This window comes from Limimaricola pyoseonensis, assembly GCF_900102015.1.
GTDB classification, from domain to species: Bacteria; Pseudomonadota; Alphaproteobacteria; order Rhodobacterales; family Rhodobacteraceae; genus Limimaricola; species Limimaricola pyoseonensis.
In genome coordinates, this window is record NZ_FNAT01000003.1 from 279462 (window position 1) to 303269 (window position 23808).

The following is a 23808-nucleotide window of genomic DNA, read 5'->3' on the forward strand; positions in this document are numbered from 1 at the left end:
GTGATCGCTTGAGCCCGGCCCCGTGGCTCCTCGACCTGACCCGGCTGCAGAGCCGGGCGGGCCGCGCGCGCACCGGGATCGACCGGGTCGAGCGGGCCTGGCTCGCCGCCGCGCTCGACCGGCCCGGCCCGGTCTTCGGCCTGCTGCGCAGCGCCTTGGGCGTGCTGCTTCTGGACCGCGCCGGCATGGCGCGCTTCGCCGCCGCGCATGACGCCGACGCATGGGGCGGGATCGACCGGCTCTCGTGGCTGGCGCGCCGGCTCGACCCGGCGCGGGCGGCGGCCGAGAGCCTGTCGCGCAGCCTTAGCGTCGCGCGCGCGCCGCGGGCGCTGCTCGGCCCGATGCTGCGCCGGCACGTGCCGCCGGGCGCACTCTATCTCAATGTCGGTCACGCCCATCTCGAACCCGCGACGCTGCGGGCGGTGCGGCGCGCCGGGCTGCGCGTCGTGGTACTGGTGCACGACACCCTGCCGCTCGACCTACCCTGGGCCGCGCGGCCCGGCACGCCCGCGCCCTTCGACGCCAAGCTGCGGGCGGTGGCGCGCCATGCCGACCGGGTGATCGTGACGGCGCGGGCCACCGCCCGCGACGTCGAGCGCCACCTCGCGCGGCATGGCCGGGTGCCCGACATCGCCGTCGCGCCGCTCGGCGTGAGCGTGGCGCGGCCCGACCCGGCGGCGCTGCCGCCGGGGCTCGACCTCTCGGCGCCCTACATGGTCGCGCTCGGCACGATCGAGCCGCGCAAGAACCACGCGCTCCTGCTCGACGTCTGGGCGGCGCTGGGGCCGGCGGCGCCGCGGCTCTACATCTGTGGCGCGCGCGGCTGGAACAACGACGCCGTCTTCGCCCGGCTCGACGCGGGCGTGGCGGGCGTGACCGAGCTGCCGGGCCTGTCCGACGGCGCGGTGGCGGCGCTGCTCGCGGGCGCGCGGGCGCTGGTCTTCCCATCGCTGGCCGAGGGCTACGGCCTGCCGCCGCTCGAGGCCGCGGCGATGGGCGTGCCGGTGCTCTGCGCCGACCTGCCGGTCTGCCGCGAACTTCTGGGCGACGCCGCCGTTTACCTCGACCCGCGCGACCGCTACGGCTGGGAGGCCGCGCTGCGCGCCGCCGCGACGCGGCCGCCGGCGCAGCCGGGCCTCGCGCCCCCGGGCTGGGCGCGCCATGTCGCGCTGGCGCTGGCCGGGCTCGACGCGGCCGGGGCAGAGGCGGCGGTCGAGGAAACGGGCGTGAACACGGGGGAGGGGACCGGGTGCAGCCGTGGCAGAGATACAGGCTGAGGCTCGAGCGCAAGCGCTGGCGCCTGCGGGCGCTGCGCAAGCGCCGCGAGCTCGAGCCGGTCGCCGACCGGACCGCCGGGATCGTCCCGCGCGACGCGCTGGTCTTCTCGACCTTCCGCAACGAGATGCCGCGCCTGGCGGAGTTTCTCGCCCATTACCGCGACATGGGCGTCGGCCATTTCCTGATGGTCGACAATGGCAGCGACGACGGCGGCGGCGCCTATCTCGCCGCGCAGCCGGACGTGTCGCTGTGGCGCACCGAGGCGAGCTACAAGCGCGCCCGCTTCGGCACCGACTGGCTGAACGGGCTGGCGCGGCGCCACGGCCACGGCCACTGGTGCCTGACCGTCGATCCCGACGAGCTCTTCGTCTACCCGTTCCATGACAGCCGCCCGCTCAGGGCGCTGACCGACTGGCTCGACGCCTCGGGGCTGCGCAGCTTCCCGGCGATGCTGCTCGACCTCTACCCGAAGGGCGCGCTGGGAACGGACGGCGCGGCGCCGGACCCGGAGGGGCGCTGGTTCGACGCCGGCAACTACGCGATCTCGCGCAACCCGGTCTACGGCAATCTCTGGATCCAGGGCGGGCCGCGGGCGCGGCTGTTCTTTTCCGACCGGCCCGAGCGGGCGCCCGCGCTCAACAAGATCCCGCTGGTCAGGTGGCACCGCGCCTACGCCTATGTCAGCTCCACCCACATGCTGCTGCCGCGCGGGCTCAACCGCACCTATGACGAGTGGGGCGGCGAGAAGGCCTGCGGGGTGCTGTTGCACACCAAGCTGATGTCCGGCTTTCCCGAGAAGGCGCGCGAGGAGCTGGAGCGGCGCCAACATTTCGCCGCGAGCGCCGAGTACAGGGCCTATGCCGAGGGGCTGGAGGAAGGGCGCGAGCCGTGGTGCGCGCAAAGCGAGAGATACGAGGGCTGGCGCCAGCTCGAGGAGCTGGGGCTGATGTCGCGGGGCGGCTGGGCATGAGCCTCGGCATCGTGCTGCTGGCGCATGACAATCTCGGCCGCGCGGCGCAGGCGGCGCGGATCTGGGCCGAGGCCGGCTGCCCGGTGGTGGTGCATCTCGACCGCCGCGTGCCGACCTCCGGGATGCTGCGGCTGCAGGCCGACCTGTCGGACCTGTCGGACCGGGTGCTGTTCTGCCGCCGCCATCGCTGCGACTGGGGCGGCTGGGGCATCGTCGCCGCGACGCTCGAGGCGGCCGCGACGCTGCTGCTGCGCTGGCCCGCGATTGGCCACGCCTATCTCGTCTCGGGCGCCTGCCTGCCGCTGCGCCCGGTGGCCGAGCTGCAGGCCTTTCTCGCCGCCCGGCCGGGGCTCGACTTCATCGAGAGCGCGGCGGTGGCGGACGTGCCATGGGCGCAGGACGGGCTGTCGGAAGAGCGGTTCACCCTGCGCTTTCCCTTCTCCTGGAAACGGCAGCGCCGGCTGTTCGACGCGCATGTGGCGCTGCAGCGCCGGCTCGGGCTGCGGCGCAGCCTGCCTGAGGGGCTCGAGCCGCATCTGGGCGCGCAATGGTGGTGCCTGAGCGGCCGGACGCTGCGCGCGATCCTCGCCGATCCGCGCCGCCCGGAGTTCGACCGCTATTTCCGCCGGGTCTGGATCCCCGACGAAAGCTATTTCCAGACGCTGGCGCGGCGGCATTCGGTGACGCTGGAGAGCCGGTCGCTGACGCTGGCGCGCTTCGACGCGCAGGGCAAGCCGCACATCCTTTACGACGACCACGCCCCGGCGCTCGCGGCCTCGGGCTGCTTCGTGGCGCGCAAGATCTGGCCGGGGGCGGAGCGGCTCTACGCCGCCGCGCGGGCCGGGCAGCGGCTTGCGCCGGGCCCCGAGCCGATCGAGCCGGCCTTCGCCGCCGCGCGGCTGCGCCGGACCCGCGGCCGTCCGGGGCTTGCCATGCAGGGCCGGCTGCCGCGGCCGGGCTGGGAATACGGGGCGAGCCCCGGCCCCTGGACCGTGCTGCAGGGCTTCGACGAGCTCTGGGAGGGCTGGGAGGCCTGGTTCACCCGCGCGACCGGGGCCGAGCTGCATGGCCGGCTCTTCGCGCCCGGCCGGGTCGAATTCGCGGGCGGCGCGGCGCTGTGGCGCGGCGCGCTGCCGGCCAGCCCGGCCTGGCGCGACCACGACCCCGAGCGGTTCCAGGGCAACCTGCTGTGGAACGGCCGCGGCCGGGTGCAGGCGTTCTGCGCCGCGCCGGGCGACCTGGCGCCGGTCATGCAGCGGCTGGCGGCCGACCCCGAGGCGCGGGTCGGGGTGATCTCGGGCGCCTGGGCGCTGCGGCTGGCGCGCAGCGGCCGGCCGGCGGTGGCGCTGCGGGCCGAGGCGGCGCGGCTGCAGCGCGCCGAGGCGGAGCTTCTGGCGGCGCTGCGCGCGCCGCAGGCCCGCGCCCGGGCGCGGATCTGGACCCTGTCGGAGGCGCTGGCCGCGCCGATGGCGCCGCTTTTCGCCATGGCGGCCGAGACGGCGCCGGGCGCCCGGCCGGGGCTGGCCGCCGCGCCGCGGCTGGCGCGGCCCGAGGGCCTGGGCCGGCTGCTGGCGGCGCTGCGCGACCTCGGCACGCCGCCCTACCTCGCGGGCGATCTCGACGCGCTCTGCGCGCCGCGCGACGAGGCGCGGGCATGAGCCGCTTCGCCGCCTTCGTGGTGCTGGCCGAGATGCGCACCGGCTCGAACTTTCTCGAGGCGCAGCTCGCAGCCCTTGGCGCGCGCTGTCATGGCGAGGCCTTCAACCCGCATTTCCTGGGCACGCCGGGCGATGCGCCGGTTCTGGGCTTCGACCGGGCGGCGCGCGACGCCGAGCCGCTGGCGCTGCTGGCCGCGATCCGGGCGGCGCCGGGGCTGCATGGCTTCCGCTATTTCGGCGATCACGACCCGCGCATTCTCGGGCCGCTGATGGCGGATGCGGGCATCGCCAAGATCGTGCTGACCCGCGACCCGCTCGATGCCTATCTCAGCCGCAAGATCGCGGCGCTGACCGGGCAGTGGAAGCTGACCGAGGCGCGCGACGCCCGCCGCGCCAAGGTGCGGTTCGACCCGGCCGAGTTCGCCGCCCACCGCGCCGCGCTGGCCCGCCGCGCGGCCGAGATCGAGGCGGCGCTGCAGCGCGAGGGGCAGGCGGCGTTCCGGCTGGCCTATCCCGACCTGCAGGATCTGGGCGCGATCAACGGGCTCGCGGCGTATCTCGAGCTCGATGCCCGGCTCGACGCGCTCGACGGGCGGCTGAAGCGGCAGAACCCCGGACCGGCCGCGGAGAAGGTCGAGAACCCCGAGGAGATGGCGGCGGCGCTGGCGCGGATGGGCGAGGGGGCCGCGACCGAGGAGGCGGGGGCCGAGCCCGAGCGCGGCGCGATGCTGCCGGGCTGGCTGTTCGCGGCGCGAAGCCCGCTGGTCTTCATGCCGCTCGGCTCCGGGCCGGAGGCGGCGCTGGCGGCGTGGCTCGCCGCGCTCGACGGCGCGCCGCCGCGCGGCGGCTTCAACCGGCGCGATCTGCGCGACTGGCGCCGCGCCCATCCGGGCCATCGCGGCTTCGCGGTGCTGCGCCACCCGCTGGCCCGCGCCCATGCCGCCTATTGCGAGCGCATCCTCGCGCCGGGCCCGGCGCGGCTGACGCGGATCCGCGAGACGCTGCGCGCCCGGCACGGCCTGCCGATCGCCGCGGCCGCCGAGGGGCCGGATCCCGACCCGGCCCGGCACCGCGCCGGCTTCGCAAGCTTCCTGCGGTTCCTGCACGACAACCTCGCCGGGCGCAGCGCGCTCAGGGTCGATCCGGCCTGGGCGAGCCAGGGCGTCCTGCTGCAGGGAGTGGCGCGGCTGGCGCCGCCGGACCTGGTGCTGCGCGAAGCCGATCTGGGGGAGGAGCTGCCGCGCCTGGCGCGGCGCGCCGGCCGCCCGGCGCCGGACTGGCCGGCGGCGAGCGATCCGTGGCAGCCGGCGCTGGCGGCGATCCACGACGCGGGGCTCGAACGGCTGGCGCGCGCCGCCTACGGGCGCGATTACGAATCGTTCGGCTTCGGGCCGTGGCGGCCGCTGCCGGGCTGAGCGCGGCGCGCGGCGCCGCGCTCAGGCGGCCTGGATCGCCTGCCCCTCGGTCAGGATGGCGTGCAGCGTCGCGGGGTCGCTGTTGGCGCGCAGCTTGGCGCAGGTGCCGGCATCGCGCAGCGTGCGCGAGACCAGCGCCAGCGCCTTGAGGTGCTCGACCCCGGCGCCGCCGGGGGCCAGCAGGCAGAAGATCAGGTCGACCGGCTGGCGGTCGATCGAATCGAACTCCAGCGGCTTCTCGAGCCGGATGAACAGGCCGCGCACGCGCTCGACCTCGCCCATCCGGGCATGCGGCAGCGCCACGCCATGGCCCACGCCGGTGGGGCCGAGCCCCTCGCGGTCGAGCAGCGCCTCGACCACGCGCGGCGGCACGAGGTCGTAGCAGCTTTCGGCAAGATCCCCGAGGTCCTGGAACAGGCGCTTCTTGGAGCTGGTCGAGGCCAGCATCTTCACGCCGTCCACCGGAAGGATCTGGGACATCTGCATCACGGGAATTCCCTGTCTGCGAGGCGGGCTCGAGGAGCCGGAACGCGGGCCCTCCTAGCCGATGTTGCGCGGGTCGATCCAGCCGAAATTGCCGTCTTCACGGCGATAGACGACGTTGATCCCGCTATGCTTCTCGTTTCGGAACACCAGCACCGGGGATTCCGCCAGCTCGAGTTGCATGACGGCTTCGCCGACCGAGAGCTCGGGAATTTTCGATTCCATCTCGGCGACGATGATCGGGGCCAGGCTGTCCTGCTCGGTGTCTTCGCTATCTCCTGTAGGGGCGAGGATATAGGAACCTGCGGCGGAAAGTTCAACCGGGTTGGCGCGGCTCTTGTGATGGTCCTTCAACCGGCGCTTGTAGCGGCGCAACTGCTTGTCCATCTTCTCGCAGCAGGCCTCGAAGGCGGGGTAGATCTCGTTGGCCCGGCCGGTGGCCTGCGCCACGAGCCCGGTGGAGAGATGCACCACAGTTTCGCAGACATATTCGTGGCCCGAGCGCGAGAACACCACGTTCGCGTCGGTCGGCCGGCCGGCATACTTGCCGACCGTGTTGCCGAGTTCCGACTGCACATGGGTCTGCAGCGCCTCGCCGATCTCGATCTGCTTGCCGGTGATCTGGTAGCGCATGGACATCTCCTTGAAGGGGGGTCAGCGCAGCCGCGCGGGGGCGGCGGCGCATCCGGTCCGACTGAGGTTGGTGATGCGCGGCGCGCCCGTGCTGCAGGTGGCGATCCGGCGAGAGATCACCGGTCGGGGCTGCGGGGCGGGGCGGTCGGACTGCGTCATCGAGTCCCATCACGCCCGATCGGAGCGCGGCTTGTCAACGTCGCCGTGACCGGTTCAACCGATGCGAAAGCCCTGCCCGAGATAGACCCGGCGGACGTTCTCGTCGCGCACCACCTCCTCGGTGGTGCCCGACATCAGCACCCGTCCGTCATGCAGGATGTAGGCGCGGTCGACGATGCCCAGCGTCTCGCGCACGTTGTGATCGGTGATCAGGACGCCCAGGCCGCGGGTCTTGAGATCGGCCACCAGCGACCGGATGTCGCCCACGGCGATCGGGTCGACGCCGGCGAAGGGCTCGTCGAGCAGCACGTATTTCGGGTTGGCGGCCAGGCAGCGCGCGATCTCCACCCGCCGCCGCTCGCCGCCCGACAGCGCCAGCGCCGAGGCGCGGCGCAGATGGCCCACGGCGAACTCGGTCAGCAGCTCCTCGAGCCGCTCGCGGCGGGAGGTCGGGTCGGGCTCGCTCAGCTCGAGCACGGCGAGGATGTTGTCCTCGACCGAAAGCCCGCGGAAGATCGACATCTCCTGCGGCAGGTAGCCGATGCCGAGCCGGGCGCGGCGATACATCGGCAGAAGCGTCGCGTCGCGCCCGTCGATCGTCACCTGCCCGCCCTCCGGCGTCACCAGACCGGCGATCGAGTAGAAGCAGGTGGTCTTGCCCGAACCGTTGGGGCCCAGGAGCGCAACCACCTCGCCGCGGTCGAGATGCAGCGACACGTCGCGGATCACCGGGCGCTTGCGGTAGGACTTGCGCAGGCCGGTGACGCGCAGGCCGCCATCGCCGGGCGCCAGCGCCAGGTCGGGTCCGCCGCTCATCGCGCCGACTGCCCCTGCGGCTCGAACACGGTACGCACGCCGCCCTCGAGCCGGGCGGTGCCGGCGTTGAGGTCGACCACCATACTCTGGGCCGAGAGCGCGGTGCCGGACTGGGTCAGCAGCACCTCCCCGGTCAGGGTCAGCATCCCGGAGGCGATGTCGTAGACGGCGGCGTTCGATTCGGCGGCCTCGGTCGGGGTCACGAAGGTGACGCCGCCCACGGCCTCGAGCCGGCTGATCTCGCCCGAGGCGTCGTCGTAGATCACCTCGACCGTGGCGGCGGCGATGCGCATCTCGCCCTGCACGATCAGCACCTCGCCCTCGAAGACCGCGGCGCCCGAGGCCTGGTCGACCGAGAGGCTCTCGGCGGTGACCTCGACCGGCGCGTCGGGGTCGGCGTTCAGGCTGCCCAGCGACAGGCTGGTCTGGGCCGCGGCCTGCAGCGGCAGGAGCGCCAGCAGCGCGGGGGCAAGGGCTCGGATCATCGCGGCTCTCCTTCTTCGCCGGGGCGGTATAGCAGCCGCACCCCGTCCGAGAACAGCAAACGGCCCGCCCCTTCGGTTCCATCGGCCTCCATCCGCCCGGCCTCGAGCGCGCCGAAGGGGGCGCGGATCTCCAGCCGCTGCGTCGCGACGAGGCGGCCCTCGCCGAGATCGGCGGTCAGGCCGGCGGTCTCCATCTCGTAGCCGTCGGAGGTGACGAGCCGCACCAGCCCTTGCAGTTCCAGCCGCCGGGTGGTGGCGTCGATCTCGCCCGAGGGCGCCTGCATCTCGTAGCGCGGGCCGCCATCGGGCATCTCGATCTCGGCGCGCGGCGCCTCGACGGTGTAGCGCTCGGGCGTGTCGGGCTGCGGCGCGAGACGCGCGGCCTCGACCGCGACGGCGGCGCCGGAGGGGGTGGAGCCCGCGAATCGCGGCGCGCTGACGCGCTGCTCGCGCGCGATCTCCTCGATCTCGGCGAAGGGGATGCCGGTGACGCTCGAGGGCGAGCGGGCGATCAGGAACAGGGTCGAGAGCAGCACCAGCCCGACCAGCGGCAAGAGCACCTTGGCGAGCCCGACGAAGCGCGAATAGGCGTTGTCGCGGGCGTGCATGGTCAGGCCACGCCGGCGCGCAGGCAGTCGTGGATGTGCAGGATGCCGAGCGGGCGGCGGTCGGGGTCGTCCTCGTCGACCACGAAGAGGCAGGTGATCTTGCGCGCGTTCATCTGCGCCAGCGCCTCGGCGGCCAGCGCGTCGGGGCGGATGCTGCGCGGCGCGGCGGTCATCACCTCGCCGGCGGTGTGGTCGAGAAGCCCCGCCATGTGCCGCCGCAGGTCGCCATCGGTGACGATGCCCGCGAGCCCGCCCCTGGCGTCGGTGACACCGACCACGCCGAAGCCCGCGCCGGTGATCGCCAGGAGCGCCTCCGGCATCGGCGTGTCGAGCGCGACCAGCGGCAGCTCGCGGGGCCCATGCATCAGGTCGCGCACCCGCGCCAGCCGCGCGCCGAGCTTGCCACCGGGGTGGAAGGCGCGGAAATCGGCGGCGGTGAAGCCGCGCCGGCGCATCAGCGCGATGGCGATCGCGTCGCCCAGCGCCAGCGTCATGGTGGTCGAAGTGGTGGGCACCACGCCGATGCCGCAGGCCTCGGGCTGCGCCGGCAGCACGATGGCGATGTCGGACTGCGTCAGCAGCGTGCTCTCGGCCCGCGCCGCGACGCCGACCAGCACGATGCCGAATCGCCGCGTATGCGCGACGAGGTCGGCCAGCTCGGGCGTTTCGCCCGAGTTCGACAGCACCAGCACCACGTCGCCCTTGGCGATCATGCCGAGATCGCCGTGGCTGGCCTCGGCGGGGTGCACGAAGGAGGCCGGCGTGCCGGTCGAGGCGAGTGTGGCGGCGATCTTGCGGGCGATGTGGCCGGACTTGCCCATGCCCGAGACGATCACCCGGCCCGGCGCGGCGCGGATCGCCTCGACCGCGGCGGTGAAGCCGCCGTCGAGCCCGCGCGCCAGCGCCGCGAGGCCCGCGGCCTCGTCGGCGATCACCTGCCGCGCCACCGCGAGATCGTCGGGACCGGGTTCGGGGGCGGGCTTCTGCATGTCAGTGCGAAAAGATGTCGGTCTCGCTCCAGCCGGCGAGGTCGAGTTCGGCGCGCACCGGCAGGAAGTCGAAGCAGCGCTGCGCCAGGTCGGCGCGGCCCTCGCGCGCCAGCATCGCGTCGAGCGCGTCGCGCAGGCGGTGCAGGTGCAGCACGTCCGAGGCGGCGTAGTCGAGTTGGGCGTTCGACAGCTCCTTCGCGCCCCAGTCGGATTGCTGCTGCTGCTTGGAGATGTCGGTGCCGACCAGTTCCTGCAAAAGCACCTTGAGCCCGTGCCGATCGGTGAAGGTGCGCACCAGCTTCGAGGCGATCTTGGTGCAGTAGACCGGCGCGGCGGTGGCGCCGAAGGCGTGGCGCATCGCGGCGATGTCGAAGCGGCCGAAATGGAAGAGCTTGAGCACCTCCGGATCCTCGAGCAGCCGCACGAGGTTCGGGGCCTCGGTCTGGCCGGGCGCGACCTGGATCATGTGGCAATGGCCATCGCCGGAGGACATCTGCACCAGGCACAGCCGGTCGCGCAGCGGGTTGAGGCCCATGGTCTCGCAGTCGATCGCCACGACGGGGCCGAGCTCGAGATCGTCCGGAAGGTCACGCTGGTACAGGTGATTGGCCATCGGATCCCTCGTCTTTCGATATCGGGGAGGGATGGTGCCCAGGAGAGGACTCGAACCTCCACGTCCTTTCGGACACTGGCACCTGAAGCCAGCGCGTCTACCAATTCCACCACCTGGGCAGGTCGTGTGAGGGGCGATCTACGGAAAGGCGCGGGGGGTGTCAACGGCCAATCTTTCACAAAATCCGCGCGACGCGACGGAAGGCGGCGCGGGCGGCCCGCCGGGGCCTCGAGGGTCCGGGCCGGGATGCAGCGACCCTCGCGCGGGTGCGCGCGGGCCGGGCGCGCATGGGTATATGTGTGGTGCGCGCGCGCAGGCGGCAGGCAGGTGGCGGGGCAGGGCGCTGCAAGGGCGGGCGGCGGGATGGCCGCGCCGGGCCGCCGCGCGGTCGCGGTCGGGGCACGGCCCGATGCGCGGCCCGATCGCGACTTGTCCGCATGGCGCGCGGCGGGTAAACCGCGAGGCGAGAATTCACCCATATGCAGGACGGGGCCGATGACCGGACTTGTGACCATCTACGGCGGATCGGGCTTTCTCGGGCGCTACATCGCCCGGCGGCTGGCCTATGAGGGCTGGCGGATCCGCGTGGCGGTGCGCAACCCCGACGAGGCGCTGTTCGTACGCACCTATGGCGTGGTCGGCCAGGTCGAGCCGGTGCAGTGCAACATCCGCGACGAAGACAGCGTGCGGCGGGTGATGGAGGGCGCCGACGCGGTGGTGAACTGCGTGGGCATCCTGGCCGAGAAGGGCAAGAATCGCTTCGGCGCGGTGCAGGCCGAGGGCGCCGCGCGGGTCGCGCGGCTGGCTTCGGAGCTGGGCGTGAAGCGGCTGGTGCAGATCTCCGCGATCGGCGCCGATGCCGGCAGCGACAGCGCCTATGCCCGCAGCAAGGCCGAGGGCGAGGCCGCGGTGCAGCGGCATTTCCCGCAGGCGGTGATCCTGCGCCCCTCGATCCTGTTCGGTGCCGAGGACGGCTTCTTCAACCGCTTCGCCGGCATGGCGCAGTTCTCGCCGGTGCTGCCGGTGGTGGGCGCCAAGACCCGGTTCCAGCCGGTCTTCGTCGACGACGTCGCCACCGCCGCGCAGATGGCGGTCGAGGGTCGCGCCAAGCCCGGCATCTACGAGCTGGGCGGGCCGGACGTGAACAGCTTCCGCGAGCTGATGACCTACATGCTGGGGGAGATCCGCCGGCGGCGGCTGGTCCTGGCGCTGCCCTTCTGGGTCGGCAACCTGATGGGGCTGGCCGGCGGCGCGGTGCAGACGCTGACGCTCGGCCTCGTGCGGGCGCCGATCACCCGCGACCAGGTCGCCAACCTGCGGCGCGACAACGTGGTGAGCCCCGAGGCGATGAGCTTCGCCGATCTCGGCATCACGCCGACCTCGCTCGAGGCGGTGCTGCCGGAATACCTGTGGCGGTTCCGCCCCTCGGGGCAGTACGCCGCGATCAAGGAATCGGCGCGCAACCTGCGCAAATCCTGACCGCGAAGGATCGGATCCGATGACCGGAGAGACGATTCTCCTGCCGCTCCTGCTCGGCCTCCTGGAGGGGCTGACGGAGTTCATCCCGGTCTCCTCGACCGGCCACCTGCTGCTGGCGGGGCATTTCCTGGGCTTCGAGAGCGCCGGCAAGACCTTCGAGGTGGTGATCCAGCTCGGCGCGGTGCTGGCGATCCTGACGATCTACGCGCAGCAGCTTCTCGGCGTGCTGCGCGCGGCGCCGCACGACCCGGCGGCGCGGCGATTCGTGGCGGCGGTGCTGATCGCCTTCCTGCCGGCGGCGGTGATCGGCGTGCTGGCGCATGGCATCATCAAGACGGTGCTGTTCGAGACTCCGGCGCTGATCGCGGTGATGCTGGTGCTGGGCGGCATCGTGCTGCTCTTCGTCGACCGCATGGCGCCGGCGCCGCGGCACGAGGAGGCGATGCGGCTGCCGGTGCGCACCGCCTTCAAGATCGGCTGCGTACAGGTGCTGGCGATGGTGCCGGGCGTGTCGCGCTCGGGTGCGACGATCACCGGGGCGCTGCTGATGGGCGTGGGCAAGCGCGCGGCGGCGGAGTTCTCCTTCTTCCTGTCGATGCCGACTATGGCCGGGGCGGTGGCCTACGACCTCTACAAGAACCGCGACGCGCTGGATCTCGGCGCGATGGGCGAGATCGCGATCGGCTTCGCCATGGCCTTCGTCAGCGCCGTGGCGGTGGTGAAGTGGCTTCTGGGCTACGTGTCGCGGCATGGCTACGCGCTGTTCGGCTGGTGGCGAATCATCGTCGGCGGCGCGACGCTGGTGGCGCTGACGCTGGCCGGCTGAGGGCATGAGTAAGCTTTGGTGACCTATTTTTTGGTCCGGATATCGATAAAGGGCGCCGCCGGTCGCGAATAACCGGCATATAGGTCAGCCATGCTGACTTTTCATCGCGCCACGCTGCGTCTATCACCCTCGCGAGCCCAGCCAGAGGGAGAGCAGCCATGGCCGACACGAAGATGCTGAAATTCGTCTCCGTCCCGCGCGACATGCCGGAGAAGCGCCTGGCCGCCGCCCGGCGCGAGGACTTCCACGAGATCTACGCCGAGTTCGCCCGCGACAAGGCGGCCGAGCAGTCCGGGCGCTGCAGCCAGTGCGGCGTGCCCTATTGCCAGACGCATTGCCCGCTGCACAACAACATCCCCGACTGGCTGCGCCTGACCGCCCAGGGCCGCCTGCAGGAAGCCTACGAGATCAGCCAGGCCACCAACACCTTCCCCGAGATCTGCGGCCGCATCTGCCCGCAGGACCGTCTGTGCGAAGGCAACTGCGTGATCGAGCAGTCGGGCCACGGCACCGTCACCATCGGCTCGGTCGAGAAATACATCACCGACACCGCCTGGGAGGAGGGCTGGGTCCAGCCGATCCGCCCGGCCGCCGAGCGCGCCGAGAGCGTCGGCATCATCGGCGCCGGCCCCGGCGGTCTGGCGGCCGCCGACTACCTGCGCCGCGCCGGCGTGCAGGTCACCGTCTACGACCGCTACGACCGCGTCGGCGGGCTGATGACCTACGGCATCCCGGGCTTCAAGCTCGAGAAGGACGTGGTCGAGCGCCGCACCCGGCAGTTCGAGGAGTCGGGCGTCGAGTTCGTGCTGAACTGCAAGGTCGGCGAGGACATCTCCTTCGACGCGATCCGCGGCAAGCACGACGCGGTGCTGATCGCCACCGGCGTCTACAAGTCGCGCGACCTGCCCGACAGCGCCCATGACGGCGTGGTGCGCGCCATCGACTACCTGACCGCCTCGAACCGCAAGAACTTCGGCGACGAGGTGCCGGAATATGACAGCGGCGAGCTGAACGCCAAGGGCAAGAAGGTCGTGGTGATCGGCGGCGGCGACACCGCGATGGACTGCGTGCGCACCGCGATCCGCCAGGGCGCCGAGAGCGTGAAGTGCCTCTACCGCCGCGACCGGGCCAACATGCCGGGCTCGCAGCGCGAGGTCGCCAATGCCGAGGAGGAGGGCGTCGAGCTGGTCTGGCTCTCGGCCCCGAAGGGCTTCGAGTGCGACGCGAACGGCGTCACCGGCGTGCATGTCCACAAGATGCGGCTCGGCACGCCGGACGCGACGGGCCGCCGCATGCCCGAGAAGATCGAGGGCGCGGACTATCTCGAGGAGGCCGATCTCGTCGTGAAGGCGCTGGGCTTCGAGCCCGAGGACCTGCCGCAGCTGTGGGGCGTCGAGGGGCTTGAAGTGACCCGCTGGGGCACGGTGCGGGCCGAGTTCGGCACCGGCGCCACCTCGCTCGACGGGGTCTTCGCGGTGGGCGACATTGTGCGCGGTGCCTCGCTGGTGGTCTGGGCGATCCGCGACGGGCGCGACAGCGCCGAGGCGATCGTGCAGTATCTCGACCAGAGCCTCGCCGCCGGCGTCGCCGCCGAATAGGGCCGCCGCGACCGGGACGCGACCGGTCGGCGCTGGCCGCCGGTCGCCCCGCGGCGCCCCGTGAACGTCAGGACCGCTGACCCATACCGGAGACAGCCATGAAGACGCCCATCGCCCTTCTTCTCGCCACGATCCCGGGCCTTGCCGCCGCGCAGTCGCCCGGCACCGTGCCGATGCCAGAGGGCTGCACCGCCTACATGACCGTGCAGACCGCCGGCTGCACCGTGTCGCACCATTTCACCTGCGAGGCCGACCCCGAGGGCTGGCAGCGCCGGGTCGATCTCGACGAGGAGGGCGTCGCCTATGTCGGCGCCATCGATTCCGAGACCCAGTGGGTCGAGAGCAGCTACCCGCGCGCCGGCCGCGCCGAGCGGCTCGCCCCCGCGCCGGCCGACCCGGCCTCCTTCAGCGAGCTGGTGGAGAACGGCGCCGACAGCTTCGATTTCACCACCCGCTCGGAGCAGACCGGCGAGACCCGCTACATCGGCGGCGACAGCCTGACCGGCGAGACCGTCACCATCGACGGCGTCGAGCTCGACCGCACCGAGTATCGGATCCGCGCCATCGGCCCCGACGGCGAGGAGCTGTGGCGCAGCGCCGGCCACGAGTTCATCAGCCGCGAGCACCGGCTGTTCCTGTCCGGCACCAGCACCGTCACCGGCCCGGAGGGCAGCTTCGAGTCGGACGACACGCCGGTCGAATTCATCTTTCCGGACGAGCAGGGCTTCCTGTCGTCCCACCCGAAACACGGCTGCGGCGCGACCATGTCGTCGCTCGTCCCCGGCCAGATCGCGAAGGAGTTCTCCCATGACCAGCTTTGATTCCGACTGGGTCGCCGCCGAGGAGGCCAAGCGCAAGTTCATGGCCGAGAACGGCCTCTACCGCGAGGATGACGAGCACGCCTCCTGCGGCGTCGGCCTCGTGGTCTCGATCGACGGCACGCCGCAGCGCGCGGTGGTCGAGAAGGGCATCGCCGCGCTGAAGGCGGTCTGGCACCGCGGCGCGGTCGACGCCGACGGCAAGACCGGCGACGGCGCCGGCATCCACGTGCAGATCCCGCGCGCCTTCTTCGAGGACCAGATCCGCCGCACCGGCCACGAGCCGATGCCCGACCGCCGCATCGCCGTGGGCCAGGTCTTCCTGCCGCGCAACGATTTCGGCGCGCAGGAGACCTGCCGCACCATCGTCGAGACCGAGGTGCTCCGCATGGGGCACTACATCTATGGCTGGCGCCACGTGCCGGTGGACATCACCTGCCTCGGCGAGAAGGCCAACGCCACCCGCCCCGAGATCGAGCAGATCCTGATCCGCTGCGAGAAGGACATCGACGAGGAGCAGTTCGAGCGCGAGCTCTACATCATCCGCCGCCGGATCGAGCGCGCGGCCTTCGCCGCCGGCGTGCGCGAGCTCTACCTCGCCTCGCTGTCCTGCCGCTCGGTGATCTACAAGGGCATGATGCTGGCCGAGCAGGTGGCCGAGTTCTACCCCGACCTGCAGGACGAGCGCTTCGAGAGCGCCTTCGCGCTCTACCACCAGCGCTACTCGACCAACACCTTCCCGCAATGGTGGCTGGCCCAGCCCTTCCGCATGCTCGCCCATAACGGCGAGATCAACACGCTGAAGGGCAACCTGAACTGGATGAAGAGCCACGAGATCCGCATGGCGAGCGCGACCTTCGGCGAGCATGCCGAGGACATCAAGCCGATCGTCGCGCAGGGCTCGTCGGACTCCGCCGCGCTCGATTCGGTGTTCGAGGTGCTGGTGCGCGCCGGGCGCAACGCGCCGATGGCCAAGACCATGCTGGTGCCCGAGGCCTGGTCGAAGAGCCGGGTCGAGATGCCCGAGGCCTGGCAGAACATGTACTCCTACTGCAATGCCGTGATGGAGCCCTGGGACGGGCCGGCGGCGCTGGCGATGACCGATGGCCGCTGGGTCTGCGGCGGCCTCGACCGCAACGGCCTGCGGCCGATGCGCTACGTCGTCACCGGCGACGGTCTGCTGGTCGCGGGCTCGGAGATCGGCATGGTGCCGGTCGACGAATCCAGCGTCGTCGAGAAGGGCGCGCTCGGCCCCGGCCAGATGATCGCGGTCGACATGCAGGAAGGGCGGCTGTTCCACGACAGCGAGATCAAGGACAAGCTGGCCGGCTCGCAGCCCTTCGGCGAGTGGATCGAGAAGGTCGTGAACCTCAACGACATCCTGCGCGAGATCCCCGAGGAGCCGCTGTTCGAGGCGGGCGAGCTGCGCCGCCGCCAGATCGCGGCCGGCTACTCGATCGAGGAGCTCGAGCAGGTGCTGGCGCCGATGGCCGAGGACGGCAAGGAGATGATCGCCTCGATGGGTGACGACACCCCGGCGGCGGTGCTCTCGAACCGCTACCGGCCGCTGTCGCACTTCTTCCGGCAGAACTTCTCCCAGGTCACCAACCCGCCGATCGACAGCTTGCGCGAAAGCCGGGTGATGTCGCTCAAGACCCGGTTCGGCAACCTCAAGAACGTGCTCGACGAAAGCTCCAGCCAGACCGAGATCCTGGTGCTGGAGAGCCCCTTCGTCGCCAATGCCGAGTTCGACGTGATGGTCGAGCAGCTCGGCCGGCAGGTCGCCTTCGTCGACTGCACCTTCCCCGCCGGCGGCAAGCCGGACGCGCTGCGCGCCGGGCTCGAGCGGATCCGCGCCGAGGCCGAGGACGCGGTGCGCTCGGGCGCGGGCCACATCGTGCTGACCGACCAGCACCAGGACGAGGACAAGGTGGCGATGCCGATGATCCTCGCCACCTCCGCCGTGCACAGCTGGCTGACCCGCAAGGGCCTGCGCACCTTCTGCTCGGTCAATGTCCGCTCGGCCGAATGCATCGACCCGCACTACTTCGCGGTGCTGATCTCCTCGGGCGCGACCACGGTGAACGCCTATCTCGCGCAGGACAGCCTCGCCGACCGGCTGAACCGCGGCCTTCTGGAGGGCACGCTCACCGACATCATGCGCCGCTACCGCGACGCGGTGGATGCGGGTCTTCTGAAGATCATGGCCAAGATGGGCATCTCGGTGGTGTCGTCCTATCGCGGCGGCCTGAACTTCGAGGCGGTGGGGCTGAGCCGCGCCATGTGCGCGGAGTACTTCCCCGGCATGCACAGCCGCATCTCCGGCATCGGCCTGACCGGCATCCAGAAGAAGCTCGAGGAGGTGCACGCCAAGGGCTGGTCCAAGGGCGGCGCCGATCTCGGCACGCTGCCGATCGGCGGCTTCTACAAGTCGCGCCGCTCGGGCGAGAAGCACGCCTGGGAAGCCACGACCATGCACATGATGCAGGCCGCCTGCGACCGCGCCTCCTACGAGCTGTGGAAGCAGTACGCCCAGGCGATGCAGTCCAACCCGCCGATCCACCTGCGCGACCTGCTGGCCATCAAGCCGATGGGCAAGGCGATCCCGATCGAGGAGGTGGAGAGCATCACCGCGATCCGCAAGCGCTTCGTGACGCCCGGCATGTCGCTGGGCGCGCTCAGCCCCGAGGCGCACAAGACCCTGAACGTCGCGATGAACCGGATCGGCGCCAAGTCCGATTCGGGCGAGGGCGGCGAGGATCCGGCGCATTTCCACCCCGAGCCCAACGGCGACAACCCCTCGGCCAAGATCAAGCAGGTGGCGTCGGGCCGCTTCGGCGTCACCGCCGAGTATCTCGGCGCCTGCGAGGAGCTGGAGATCAAGGTGGCGCAGGGCGCCAAGCCCGGCGAGGGCGGCCAGCTTCCGGGCATGAAGGTCACCAAGCTGATCGCCCGGCTGCGGCACTCGACCGAGGGCGTGACCCTCATCTCGCCGCCGCCGCACCACGACATCTACTCGATCGAGGACCTCGCGCAGCTGATCTACGATCTCAAGCAGATCAACCCGCGCGCCAAGGTCACGGTGAAGCTGGTGTCCAGCTCGGGCGTCGGCACGATCGCGGCGGGCGTGGCCAAGGCCAAGGCCGACGTGATCCTGATCTCGGGCCACAATGGCGGCACCGGCGCCTCGCCCGGCACCTCGATCAAGTATGCGGGTCTGCCGTGGGAGATGGGCCTGACCGAGGCGCATCAGGTGCTGTCGATGAACAACCTGCGCGAGCGGGTGACGCTCAGGACCGATGGCGGCCTGCGCACCGGGCGCGACATCGTCATGGCGGCGATGCTCGGGGCCGAGGAATACGGCATCGGCACCGCGGCGCTGATCGCGATGGGCTGCATCATGGTGCGCCAGTGCCAGTCCAACACCTGCCCGGTCGGCGTCTGCACCCAGGACGAGGGGCTGCGCGGCAAGTTCACCGGCAATGCCGACAAGGTGGTCAACCTGATCACCTTCTACGCCACCGAGGTGCGCGAGATCCTCGCCTCGATCGGTGCGCGCAGCCTCGACGAGGTGATCGGTCGCGCCGACCTGCTGACCCAGGTCAGCCGCGGCTCGGCGCATCTCGACGATCTCGACCTCAACCCGCTCTTGATCACGGTGGACGGGGTGCAGCGGCCGAAATTCGACCGCAACAAGCCGCGCAACGAGGTGCTCGACACGCTCGACGCCGAGATCGTCAAGGATGCGCGCCGCTTCCTCGAGGACGGCGAGAAGATGCAGCTGGAATACGCGGTGCAGAACACGCACCGCACCATCGGCACCCGCACCTCGGCGCATATCGTCGAGAACTTCGGGATGCGGAACCAGCTGCAGCCCGACCACCTGACGGTCAAGCTCAAGGGCTCGGCCGGCCAGTCGCTCGGCGCCTTCGCAGCGCCCGGCCTGAAGATCGAGGTCTCGGGCGACGCCAACGACTATGTCGGCAAGGGCCTGTCGGGTGGCACCATCGTGGTGCGGCCGCCGATGGCGAGCCCGCTGGTGGCGGCCGACAACGTCATCATTGGCAACACCGTGCTCTACGGCGCGACCATGGGCTACCTCTTCGCCGCCGGCCGCGCCGGCGAGCGCTTCGCGGTGCGCAACTCGGGCGCGCATGTGGTGATCGAGGGCTGCGGCACCAATGGCTGCGAATACATGACCGGCGGGGTCGCGGTGATCCTCGGCTCGATCGGCGCCAACTTCGGCGCCGGCATGACCGGCGGCATGGCCTATCTCTACGACCCCGACGGCACCGCCGAGCCGCTGATGAACACCGAGACGCTGGTCACCTGCCCGGTCACGGTGGAGCACTGGGAGAAAGAGCTGCACGCCCTGATCGAGCGCCACCAAATCGAGACCGGTTCGCGCAAGGCGGCCGAGATCCTGCAGCACTGGGACAGCGAGAAGCACAACTTCCTGCAGGTCTGCCCGAAGGAGATGCTGCGCCACATCCCGCAGCCGCTCTGGCACGAGGAGCAGGCGATCCCGGCCGAGTGAGGCGGGAGCACCGACAGACGGGGGAGGGGCCGGGCGGAAACGCTCCGGCCCCTTCCGCATCCGCGCCGGCCCGCTTGACCCGCCCCGGCCCGGCAGGGTCTATGGCGCCATGACGAAGCCGGTCGACACCCGGAAGAAAACCGCCCGCAAGGGCAAGCCCCGGGTGACGCGCGCGGCCCGGGCCCGGCCGCCGCTTGCGCGGCGGCTGCTGCGCTGGGCGCTGGGCGGGATCGTCGCGCTCGCCGCGGCGCTGCTGCTGGCGATCGCCGCCTTCTCAGTGATCGCGCCGCCGACCACGCCCTACATGGTCTCCGAGCGCGCCCGGCTCGGCCGGCTCGACCACCAATGGGTGCCGATGGAGGAGATCGCGCCGGTGATGGCGCGCGCCGCCGTCGCCGCCGAGGACGCCAATTTCTGCCTGCACTGGGGGCTCGACCTCGAGGCGATCCGCCGCGCCATGGCGGCGGGCGGCAATCGCGGCGCCTCGACCATCAGCCAGCAGGTGGTGAAGAACGTCTTCCTCTGGCAGGGCCGCAGCTGGCCGCGCAAGGCGCTGGAGGCGGCGATCACCCCGGCGGTCGAGGCGTTCTGGACCAAGCGCCGCATCCTCGAGACCTATCTCAACGTCGCCGAGTTCGACGAGGGCGTGTTCGGCGTCGAGGCGGCGGCGCTGCATTATTTCGGCGTGCGCGCGGCCGAGCTCGACGACCGCGAGGCCGCCCGCCTCGCCGCGATCCTGCCCGACCCGAAGGGCCGCTCGGCCTCCGACCCCGGCGACTTCACCCGCCGCCGCGCCGCCGCGATCCTCGACGGCGCCGCCACGATCCGCCGCGACGGGCGCGACGACTGCTTCGAGGGCGAAGGCTAGGATTGAAGCGGCCTCGCGCTTGCGGCAGATATGGGGCCATGCAGAACACCCGTGCCGCCAGTTTCCGCCTCTACCACTTCCCCTTGTCGCCCTTCAGCCGCAAGGTGCGGCTCAGCCTCGCCGAGAAGCGGATCGAGGTCGAGCTCGTGGAGGAGCGCTACTGGGAGCCCGACCACGACTTCCTGCGCCGCAACCCGGCCGGCAAGATCCCGGTGCTGAAGGTCGGCAACCGCCACCTCGCCGAGAGCGCGGCGATCTGCGAATACCTCGAGGAGATCGAGCCCGAGCCGCCGCTGCTGCCGCAATCGGCCGAGGCGCGCTACGAGGTGCGCCGTCTGGTCGGCTGGTTCGACGACAAGTTCTACCACGAGGTGACCTCGAAGCTCCTGGGCGAGCGGGTCCACAAGAAGGTGATGGGCGGCGGCTACCCCGACAGCGCCAACGTCAAGGCCGGCGCGCGGGCGATCAAGTTCCACATCGACTACATGGCGTGGCTGCTGGACCAGCGCCGCTGGCTGGCCGGCAACGAGCTGTCGCTGGCCGATTTCGCCGCCGCGGCGCAGCTGAGCTGCCTCGACTACATCTCGGACGTCGACTGGAACCGCTCCGAGACGGTCAAGGACTGGTACGCCAAGATCAAGTCGCGCCCGGCCTTCCGCTCGATCCTCGCCGACCAGCTGCCGGGTTTCCCGCAGCCCGCGCATTACGCCGACCTCGATTTCTGAGGCGGCGGGGCTTATCTGCGGGGCGATGGACGCCCCGACCCTCAAGACCCGACTGCGCGACACCGCGCTGGCCGAAGGCTTCGCCGAGATGGGCGTGTGCCGCCCCGACGCGATCCCCGAGGCCGCGGGCCGGCTCGGCGCCTTCGTGGGCGAGGGCCGGCACGGCCAGATGGGCTGGATGGCGGAGCGGATGCACTGGCGCGGCGACCCGGCCGCGCTCTGGCCCGAGGCGCGATCCGTCGTCATGCTGGCCGAGGCCTACACGCCGCGCCACGACCCGCTCGAGGTGCTGGGGCGGCGCGACCACGCCGCGATCAGCGTCTATGCCCATGGCCGCGACTACCACGACCTCGTCAAGAAGCGGCTGAAGCGGGTCGGGCGCTGGCTCCTGGAGCAGTGCCCGGGCGAGGAGATCAAGGTCTTCGTCGACACCGCGCCGGTGATGGAAAAGCCGCTGGCGCAGGCCGCGGGGCTCGGCTGGCAGGGCAAGCACACCAACCTGCTGGGCCGCACCGTCGGCAACTGGGTCTTCCTCGGCGCGATCTTCACCACGGTGGAGCTGCCGGCGGACGCGCCCGCGGCCGAGAAATGCGGCTCCTGCACCCGCTGCCTCGACATCTGCCCGACAAACGCCTTCCCGGCGCCGTTCCAGCTCGATGCGCGGCGCTGCATCTCCTACCTCACCATTGAGCACAAGGGACCGGTGCCCGAGGAATTCCGCGAGGCGCTGGGCAACCGGATCTACGGCTGCGACGACTGCCTCGCCGTCTGCCCGTGGAACAAGTTCGCGCAGGAGGCGACCGAGATGCGCTATTTCGGCAAGGTCGCGGCGCCGCGGCTGGCCGATCTGGCGCGACTCGACGACGCGGGCTTCCGCGAGATGTTCTCGGGCTCGCCGATCAAGCGGATCGGCCGCGACCGCTTCCTGCGCAACGTCTGCTACGCCATCGGAAATTCCGGCGACCGGACCCTGCTGCCGGTGCTGGCGCCGCTTCGCGCCGAGCCCGACCCGGCGCTGTCAGACGCCGCCCGCTGGGCCACCGCGCGGCTGGAGGGGCGCGGCTGACGGTCTAGCTCTTCGCGCAGACAATGCAGGAGAGATGGATGAGACTGCACCCGATGATCCTCGCGGCGCTGCTGCCCGGCATGGCCTGCGCGCAGGGCGAGGCGGCCCAGCCGGTCGACCAGGGCCCCGCCAATGCCGACTACGAGCCCGCCTTCGAGAACCAGACCCGCGCGCCGAAGCTGCCCGACACGCCGGTGACGGTCGAGACCCTCGCCGAGGGGCTGGAGCACCCCTGGGGCATCGCGCCGCTGCCCGGCGGCGGCCACCTCGTCACCGAGCGGCCCGGCCGGCTGCGCCACATCGCGGCGGACGGCACGCTGTCGGAGCCGATCGCCGGCCTGCCCGAGATCGACGCGCGCCGGCAGGGCGGCCTTCTCGACGTGACGCTGAGCCCGGAGTTCGACGCCGACCGCATGGTGTATTTCACCTACGCCAAGAAGGTCGATGGCGGCACCGCCACCGCGGCCGGGCGCGGCGTGCTGTCCGACGACCTGGCGAGCCTGTCGCAGGTCGAGGACATCTGGGTGCAGTCGCCCGCGGCCGACGCGCCGATGCATTACGGCTCGCGCATCACCTTCGACGGCGAAGGCCATGTCTTCGTCACCACGGGCGAGCATTTCACCGACGAATACCGCGAGATGGCGCAGACCCTCGACAACACCTACGGCAAAGTGGTGCGGCTCAACCCCGACGGCTCGATCCCCGAGGACAACCCCTTCGTCGGGCAGGACGGCATGGACGAGATCTGGTCCTACGGCCACCGCAACATCCAGGGCGCGGCGGTCGACCCGGCGACCGGCGACTACTGGACCATCGAGCACGGCCCCGCCGGCGGCGACGAGCTGAACCGGCCCGAGGCGGGCATGAACTACGGCTGGCCGGTGGTGAGCTACGGGCTGCGCTACGACGGCGGCCCGATCGGCAGCGGCGAGCCGCGCCGGGAGGGCATGGAGGAGCCGGTCTACTACTGGGACCCGGTGATCGCGCCGGGCGGCATGCTGTTCTACGAGGGCGCGGCCTTCCCGGAATGGGAGGGCGACGTTCTGGCCGCCTCGCTGGTGCCGGGCGAGGTGGTGCGCCTGACGCTCGAGGACGGCCGGGTGACGGGCGAGCAGCGGCTCGCCGGCGGCAACGGCCGGGTGCGCGACGTCGAGCTGACGGAAGACGGCGAGGTGCTGTTCCTGATCGACAGCGAGGCCGGGGCGGTGCTGCGCATGGCGCCCGACACCTCCGGTTGAGCGCGGCGGGGCCCCGGCGGCCATCCTCCGCCGGGGCTTGACGCCACGGGATGCGCTTCGCGCGGGAATCGGCTAGGGTGCAGGTCCTGATACCCCTTTGGGAGGACGTATCGATGACCAGACACGTGATCGACAAGCCGAAGGAACGCCACCCCGAGATCCGCGCGCGCGAATATGTGCGCCTGGAGCGCGAGGCCGGCCCGCATCGCGCCGTGACCCGGCTGCACGCCCGCAAGCTGGGCGCACGCGGCATGGCGCGGCTCAGCCAGTTCCTGCGCATCGAGCGCGGTCACGAAGCCTGAGCGACCGGCGGGGAGGCCGAACTCCCCGCCTCATTCCACCCCTTCGCGGCAGGGTCGCGCGACGCGGCTGCCGGGCCCCGTTCGGGGCAGGCGGATCGCGCGCGGCGTCGAGGCTTGGCCGCGCTCGACCGGTCCGTGATCGGCCCCGCGCCTCGCGGCCGCTTCCCCGCATCGATCCCGATTTGCATGACCGGGGCATCTTGTTCCCGCCGCCCGCCCGGTTAGGGTCGGCGCGAAAGGACAT

21 protein-coding genes and 1 tRNA gene are annotated in these 23808 nt (G+C 71.6%); 14 read left to right on the plus strand and 8 right to left on the minus strand.

The window, feature by feature from the left end; genetic code table 11:
• Positions 1 to 8 precede the first annotated feature (8 nt).
• Genes BLT43_RS08905 through BLT43_RS08920 form a run of 4 tightly spaced genes read left to right on the plus strand, consistent with a single transcriptional unit; the run spans position 9 to position 5321 of the window.
• Positions 9 to 1277 (plus strand): glycosyltransferase family 4 protein, encoded by a 1269-nt coding sequence (locus BLT43_RS08905; protein ID WP_090112047.1) that lies wholly within the window; start codon positions 9 to 11, stop codon positions 1275 to 1277.
• Positions 1250 to 2248, plus strand: a complete 999-nt coding sequence (locus BLT43_RS08910) for a glycosyltransferase family 2 protein (protein WP_090112049.1) — start codon at positions 1250 to 1252, stop codon at positions 2246 to 2248. Before BLT43_RS08905 ends, BLT43_RS08910 begins: the two co-directional genes overlap by 28 nt.
• Positions 2245 to 3906 carry a DUF5927 domain-containing protein gene (locus tag BLT43_RS08915; protein WP_090112051.1) on the plus strand — a complete coding sequence of 554 codons (1662 nt, stop codon included), beginning with the start codon at positions 2245 to 2247 and terminating at the stop codon, positions 3904 to 3906. Before BLT43_RS08910 ends, BLT43_RS08915 begins: the two co-directional genes overlap by 4 nt.
• Complete coding sequence (locus BLT43_RS08920) at positions 3903 to 5321, plus strand: nodulation protein NodH (RefSeq protein ID WP_090112053.1); 1419 nt, start codon at positions 3903 to 3905, stop codon at positions 5319 to 5321. Before BLT43_RS08915 ends, BLT43_RS08920 begins: the two co-directional genes overlap by 4 nt.
• 21 nt (positions 5322 to 5342) lie before the next feature.
• Here BLT43_RS08920 and BLT43_RS08925 read toward each other — a convergent pair whose 3' ends face one another.
• The 8 genes from BLT43_RS08925 to BLT43_RS08965 all read right to left on the minus strand — a co-directional run bounded on the left by BLT43_RS08925 (position 5343) and on the right by BLT43_RS08965 (position 10226).
• A complete protein-coding gene (locus BLT43_RS08925) occupies positions 5343 to 5807 on the minus strand; it encodes a PTS sugar transporter subunit IIA (protein WP_090112055.1) in 465 nt (154 codons plus the stop codon).
• 54 nt (positions 5808 to 5861) lie between these two features.
• The gene (hpf, locus tag BLT43_RS08930) at positions 5862 to 6437 is read right to left on the minus strand and encodes a ribosome hibernation-promoting factor, HPF/YfiA family (RefSeq protein ID WP_090112056.1); all 576 of its coding nucleotides are present in this window, start codon (positions 6435 to 6437) and stop codon (positions 5862 to 5864) included.
• Between the two features lie 213 nt (positions 6438 to 6650).
• Positions 6651 to 7412: an LPS export ABC transporter ATP-binding protein gene (lptB, locus tag BLT43_RS08940; RefSeq protein WP_090112060.1), complete on the minus strand. Its 762-nt coding sequence runs from the start codon at positions 7410 to 7412 to the stop codon at positions 6651 to 6653.
• Positions 7409 to 7897, minus strand: coding sequence for an LptA/OstA family protein (locus tag BLT43_RS08945; RefSeq protein WP_090112062.1), 489 nt, complete (start codon positions 7895 to 7897; stop codon positions 7409 to 7411). Before BLT43_RS08945 ends, lptB begins: the two co-directional genes overlap by 4 nt.
• On the minus strand, positions 7894 to 8505 hold the full coding sequence (gene lptC / locus BLT43_RS08950) for an LPS export ABC transporter periplasmic protein LptC (RefSeq protein WP_090112064.1): 612 nt from the start codon (positions 8503 to 8505) through the stop codon (positions 7894 to 7896). The genes BLT43_RS08945 and lptC overlap by 4 nt, the downstream gene beginning before the upstream one ends.
• A 2-nt stretch (positions 8506 to 8507) precedes the next feature.
• Positions 8508 to 9494 carry a KpsF/GutQ family sugar-phosphate isomerase gene (locus BLT43_RS08955; protein WP_090112066.1) on the minus strand — a complete coding sequence of 329 codons (987 nt, stop codon included), beginning with the start codon at positions 9492 to 9494 and terminating at the stop codon, positions 8508 to 8510.
• Position 9495: 1 nt separating this feature from the next.
• Positions 9496 to 10107 (minus strand): ribonuclease D, encoded by a 612-nt coding sequence (locus BLT43_RS08960; protein WP_090112069.1) that lies wholly within the window; start codon positions 10105 to 10107, stop codon positions 9496 to 9498.
• Between the two features lie 32 nt (positions 10108 to 10139).
• Positions 10140 to 10226: transfer RNA gene (locus BLT43_RS08965), tRNA-Leu, on the minus strand.
• 376 nt (positions 10227 to 10602) lie between these two features.
• Here BLT43_RS08965 and BLT43_RS08970 point away from each other — a divergent pair.
• From BLT43_RS08970 to BLT43_RS09015, 10 genes are all read left to right on the plus strand, one after another.
• The gene (locus BLT43_RS08970; RefSeq protein WP_090112071.1) at positions 10603 to 11586 is read left to right on the plus strand and encodes a complex I NDUFA9 subunit family protein; all 984 of its coding nucleotides are present in this window, start codon (positions 10603 to 10605) and stop codon (positions 11584 to 11586) included.
• A 19-nt stretch (positions 11587 to 11605) separates the two neighbouring features.
• Positions 11606 to 12412: an undecaprenyl-diphosphate phosphatase gene (locus BLT43_RS08975; RefSeq protein ID WP_090112073.1), complete on the plus strand. Its 807-nt coding sequence runs from the start codon at positions 11606 to 11608 to the stop codon at positions 12410 to 12412.
• A 158-nt stretch (positions 12413 to 12570) separates the two neighbouring features.
• Positions 12571 to 14010, plus strand: coding sequence for an NAD(P)-dependent oxidoreductase (locus BLT43_RS08980; RefSeq protein ID WP_090112075.1), 1440 nt, complete (start codon positions 12571 to 12573; stop codon positions 14008 to 14010).
• A gap of 98 nt (positions 14011 to 14108) precedes the next feature.
• Positions 14109 to 14831, plus strand: coding sequence for a hypothetical protein (locus BLT43_RS08985; protein WP_090112077.1), 723 nt, complete (start codon positions 14109 to 14111; stop codon positions 14829 to 14831).
• Positions 14818 to 19365 (plus strand): glutamate synthase large subunit, encoded by a 4548-nt coding sequence (gene gltB / locus BLT43_RS08990; RefSeq protein WP_090112079.1) that lies wholly within the window; start codon positions 14818 to 14820, stop codon positions 19363 to 19365. The genes BLT43_RS08985 and gltB overlap by 14 nt, the downstream gene beginning before the upstream one ends.
• A 109-nt stretch (positions 19366 to 19474) precedes the next feature.
• Positions 19475 to 20233 carry a monofunctional biosynthetic peptidoglycan transglycosylase gene (mtgA, locus tag BLT43_RS08995; RefSeq protein WP_090112081.1) on the plus strand — a complete coding sequence of 253 codons (759 nt, stop codon included), beginning with the start codon at positions 19475 to 19477 and terminating at the stop codon, positions 20231 to 20233.
• Between the two features lie 38 nt (positions 20234 to 20271).
• Positions 20272 to 20958, plus strand: coding sequence for an FtsZ-binding protein FzlA (fzlA, locus tag BLT43_RS09000; RefSeq protein ID WP_090112083.1), 687 nt, complete (start codon positions 20272 to 20274; stop codon positions 20956 to 20958).
• Between the two features lie 25 nt (positions 20959 to 20983).
• A complete protein-coding gene (gene queG / locus BLT43_RS09005) occupies positions 20984 to 22024 on the plus strand; it encodes a tRNA epoxyqueuosine(34) reductase QueG (protein WP_090112085.1) in 1041 nt (346 codons plus the stop codon).
• 38 nt (positions 22025 to 22062) lie between these two features.
• Entirely contained in the window at positions 22063 to 23262 is a 1200-nt protein-coding gene (locus BLT43_RS09010) for a PQQ-dependent sugar dehydrogenase (protein ID WP_090112086.1), read from the plus strand.
• Positions 23263 to 23375: 113 nt separating this feature from the next.
• Complete coding sequence (locus BLT43_RS09015) at positions 23376 to 23564, plus strand: hypothetical protein (protein WP_090112087.1); 189 nt, start codon at positions 23376 to 23378, stop codon at positions 23562 to 23564.
• The last annotated feature ends 244 nt before the right edge of the window (positions 23565 to 23808 follow it).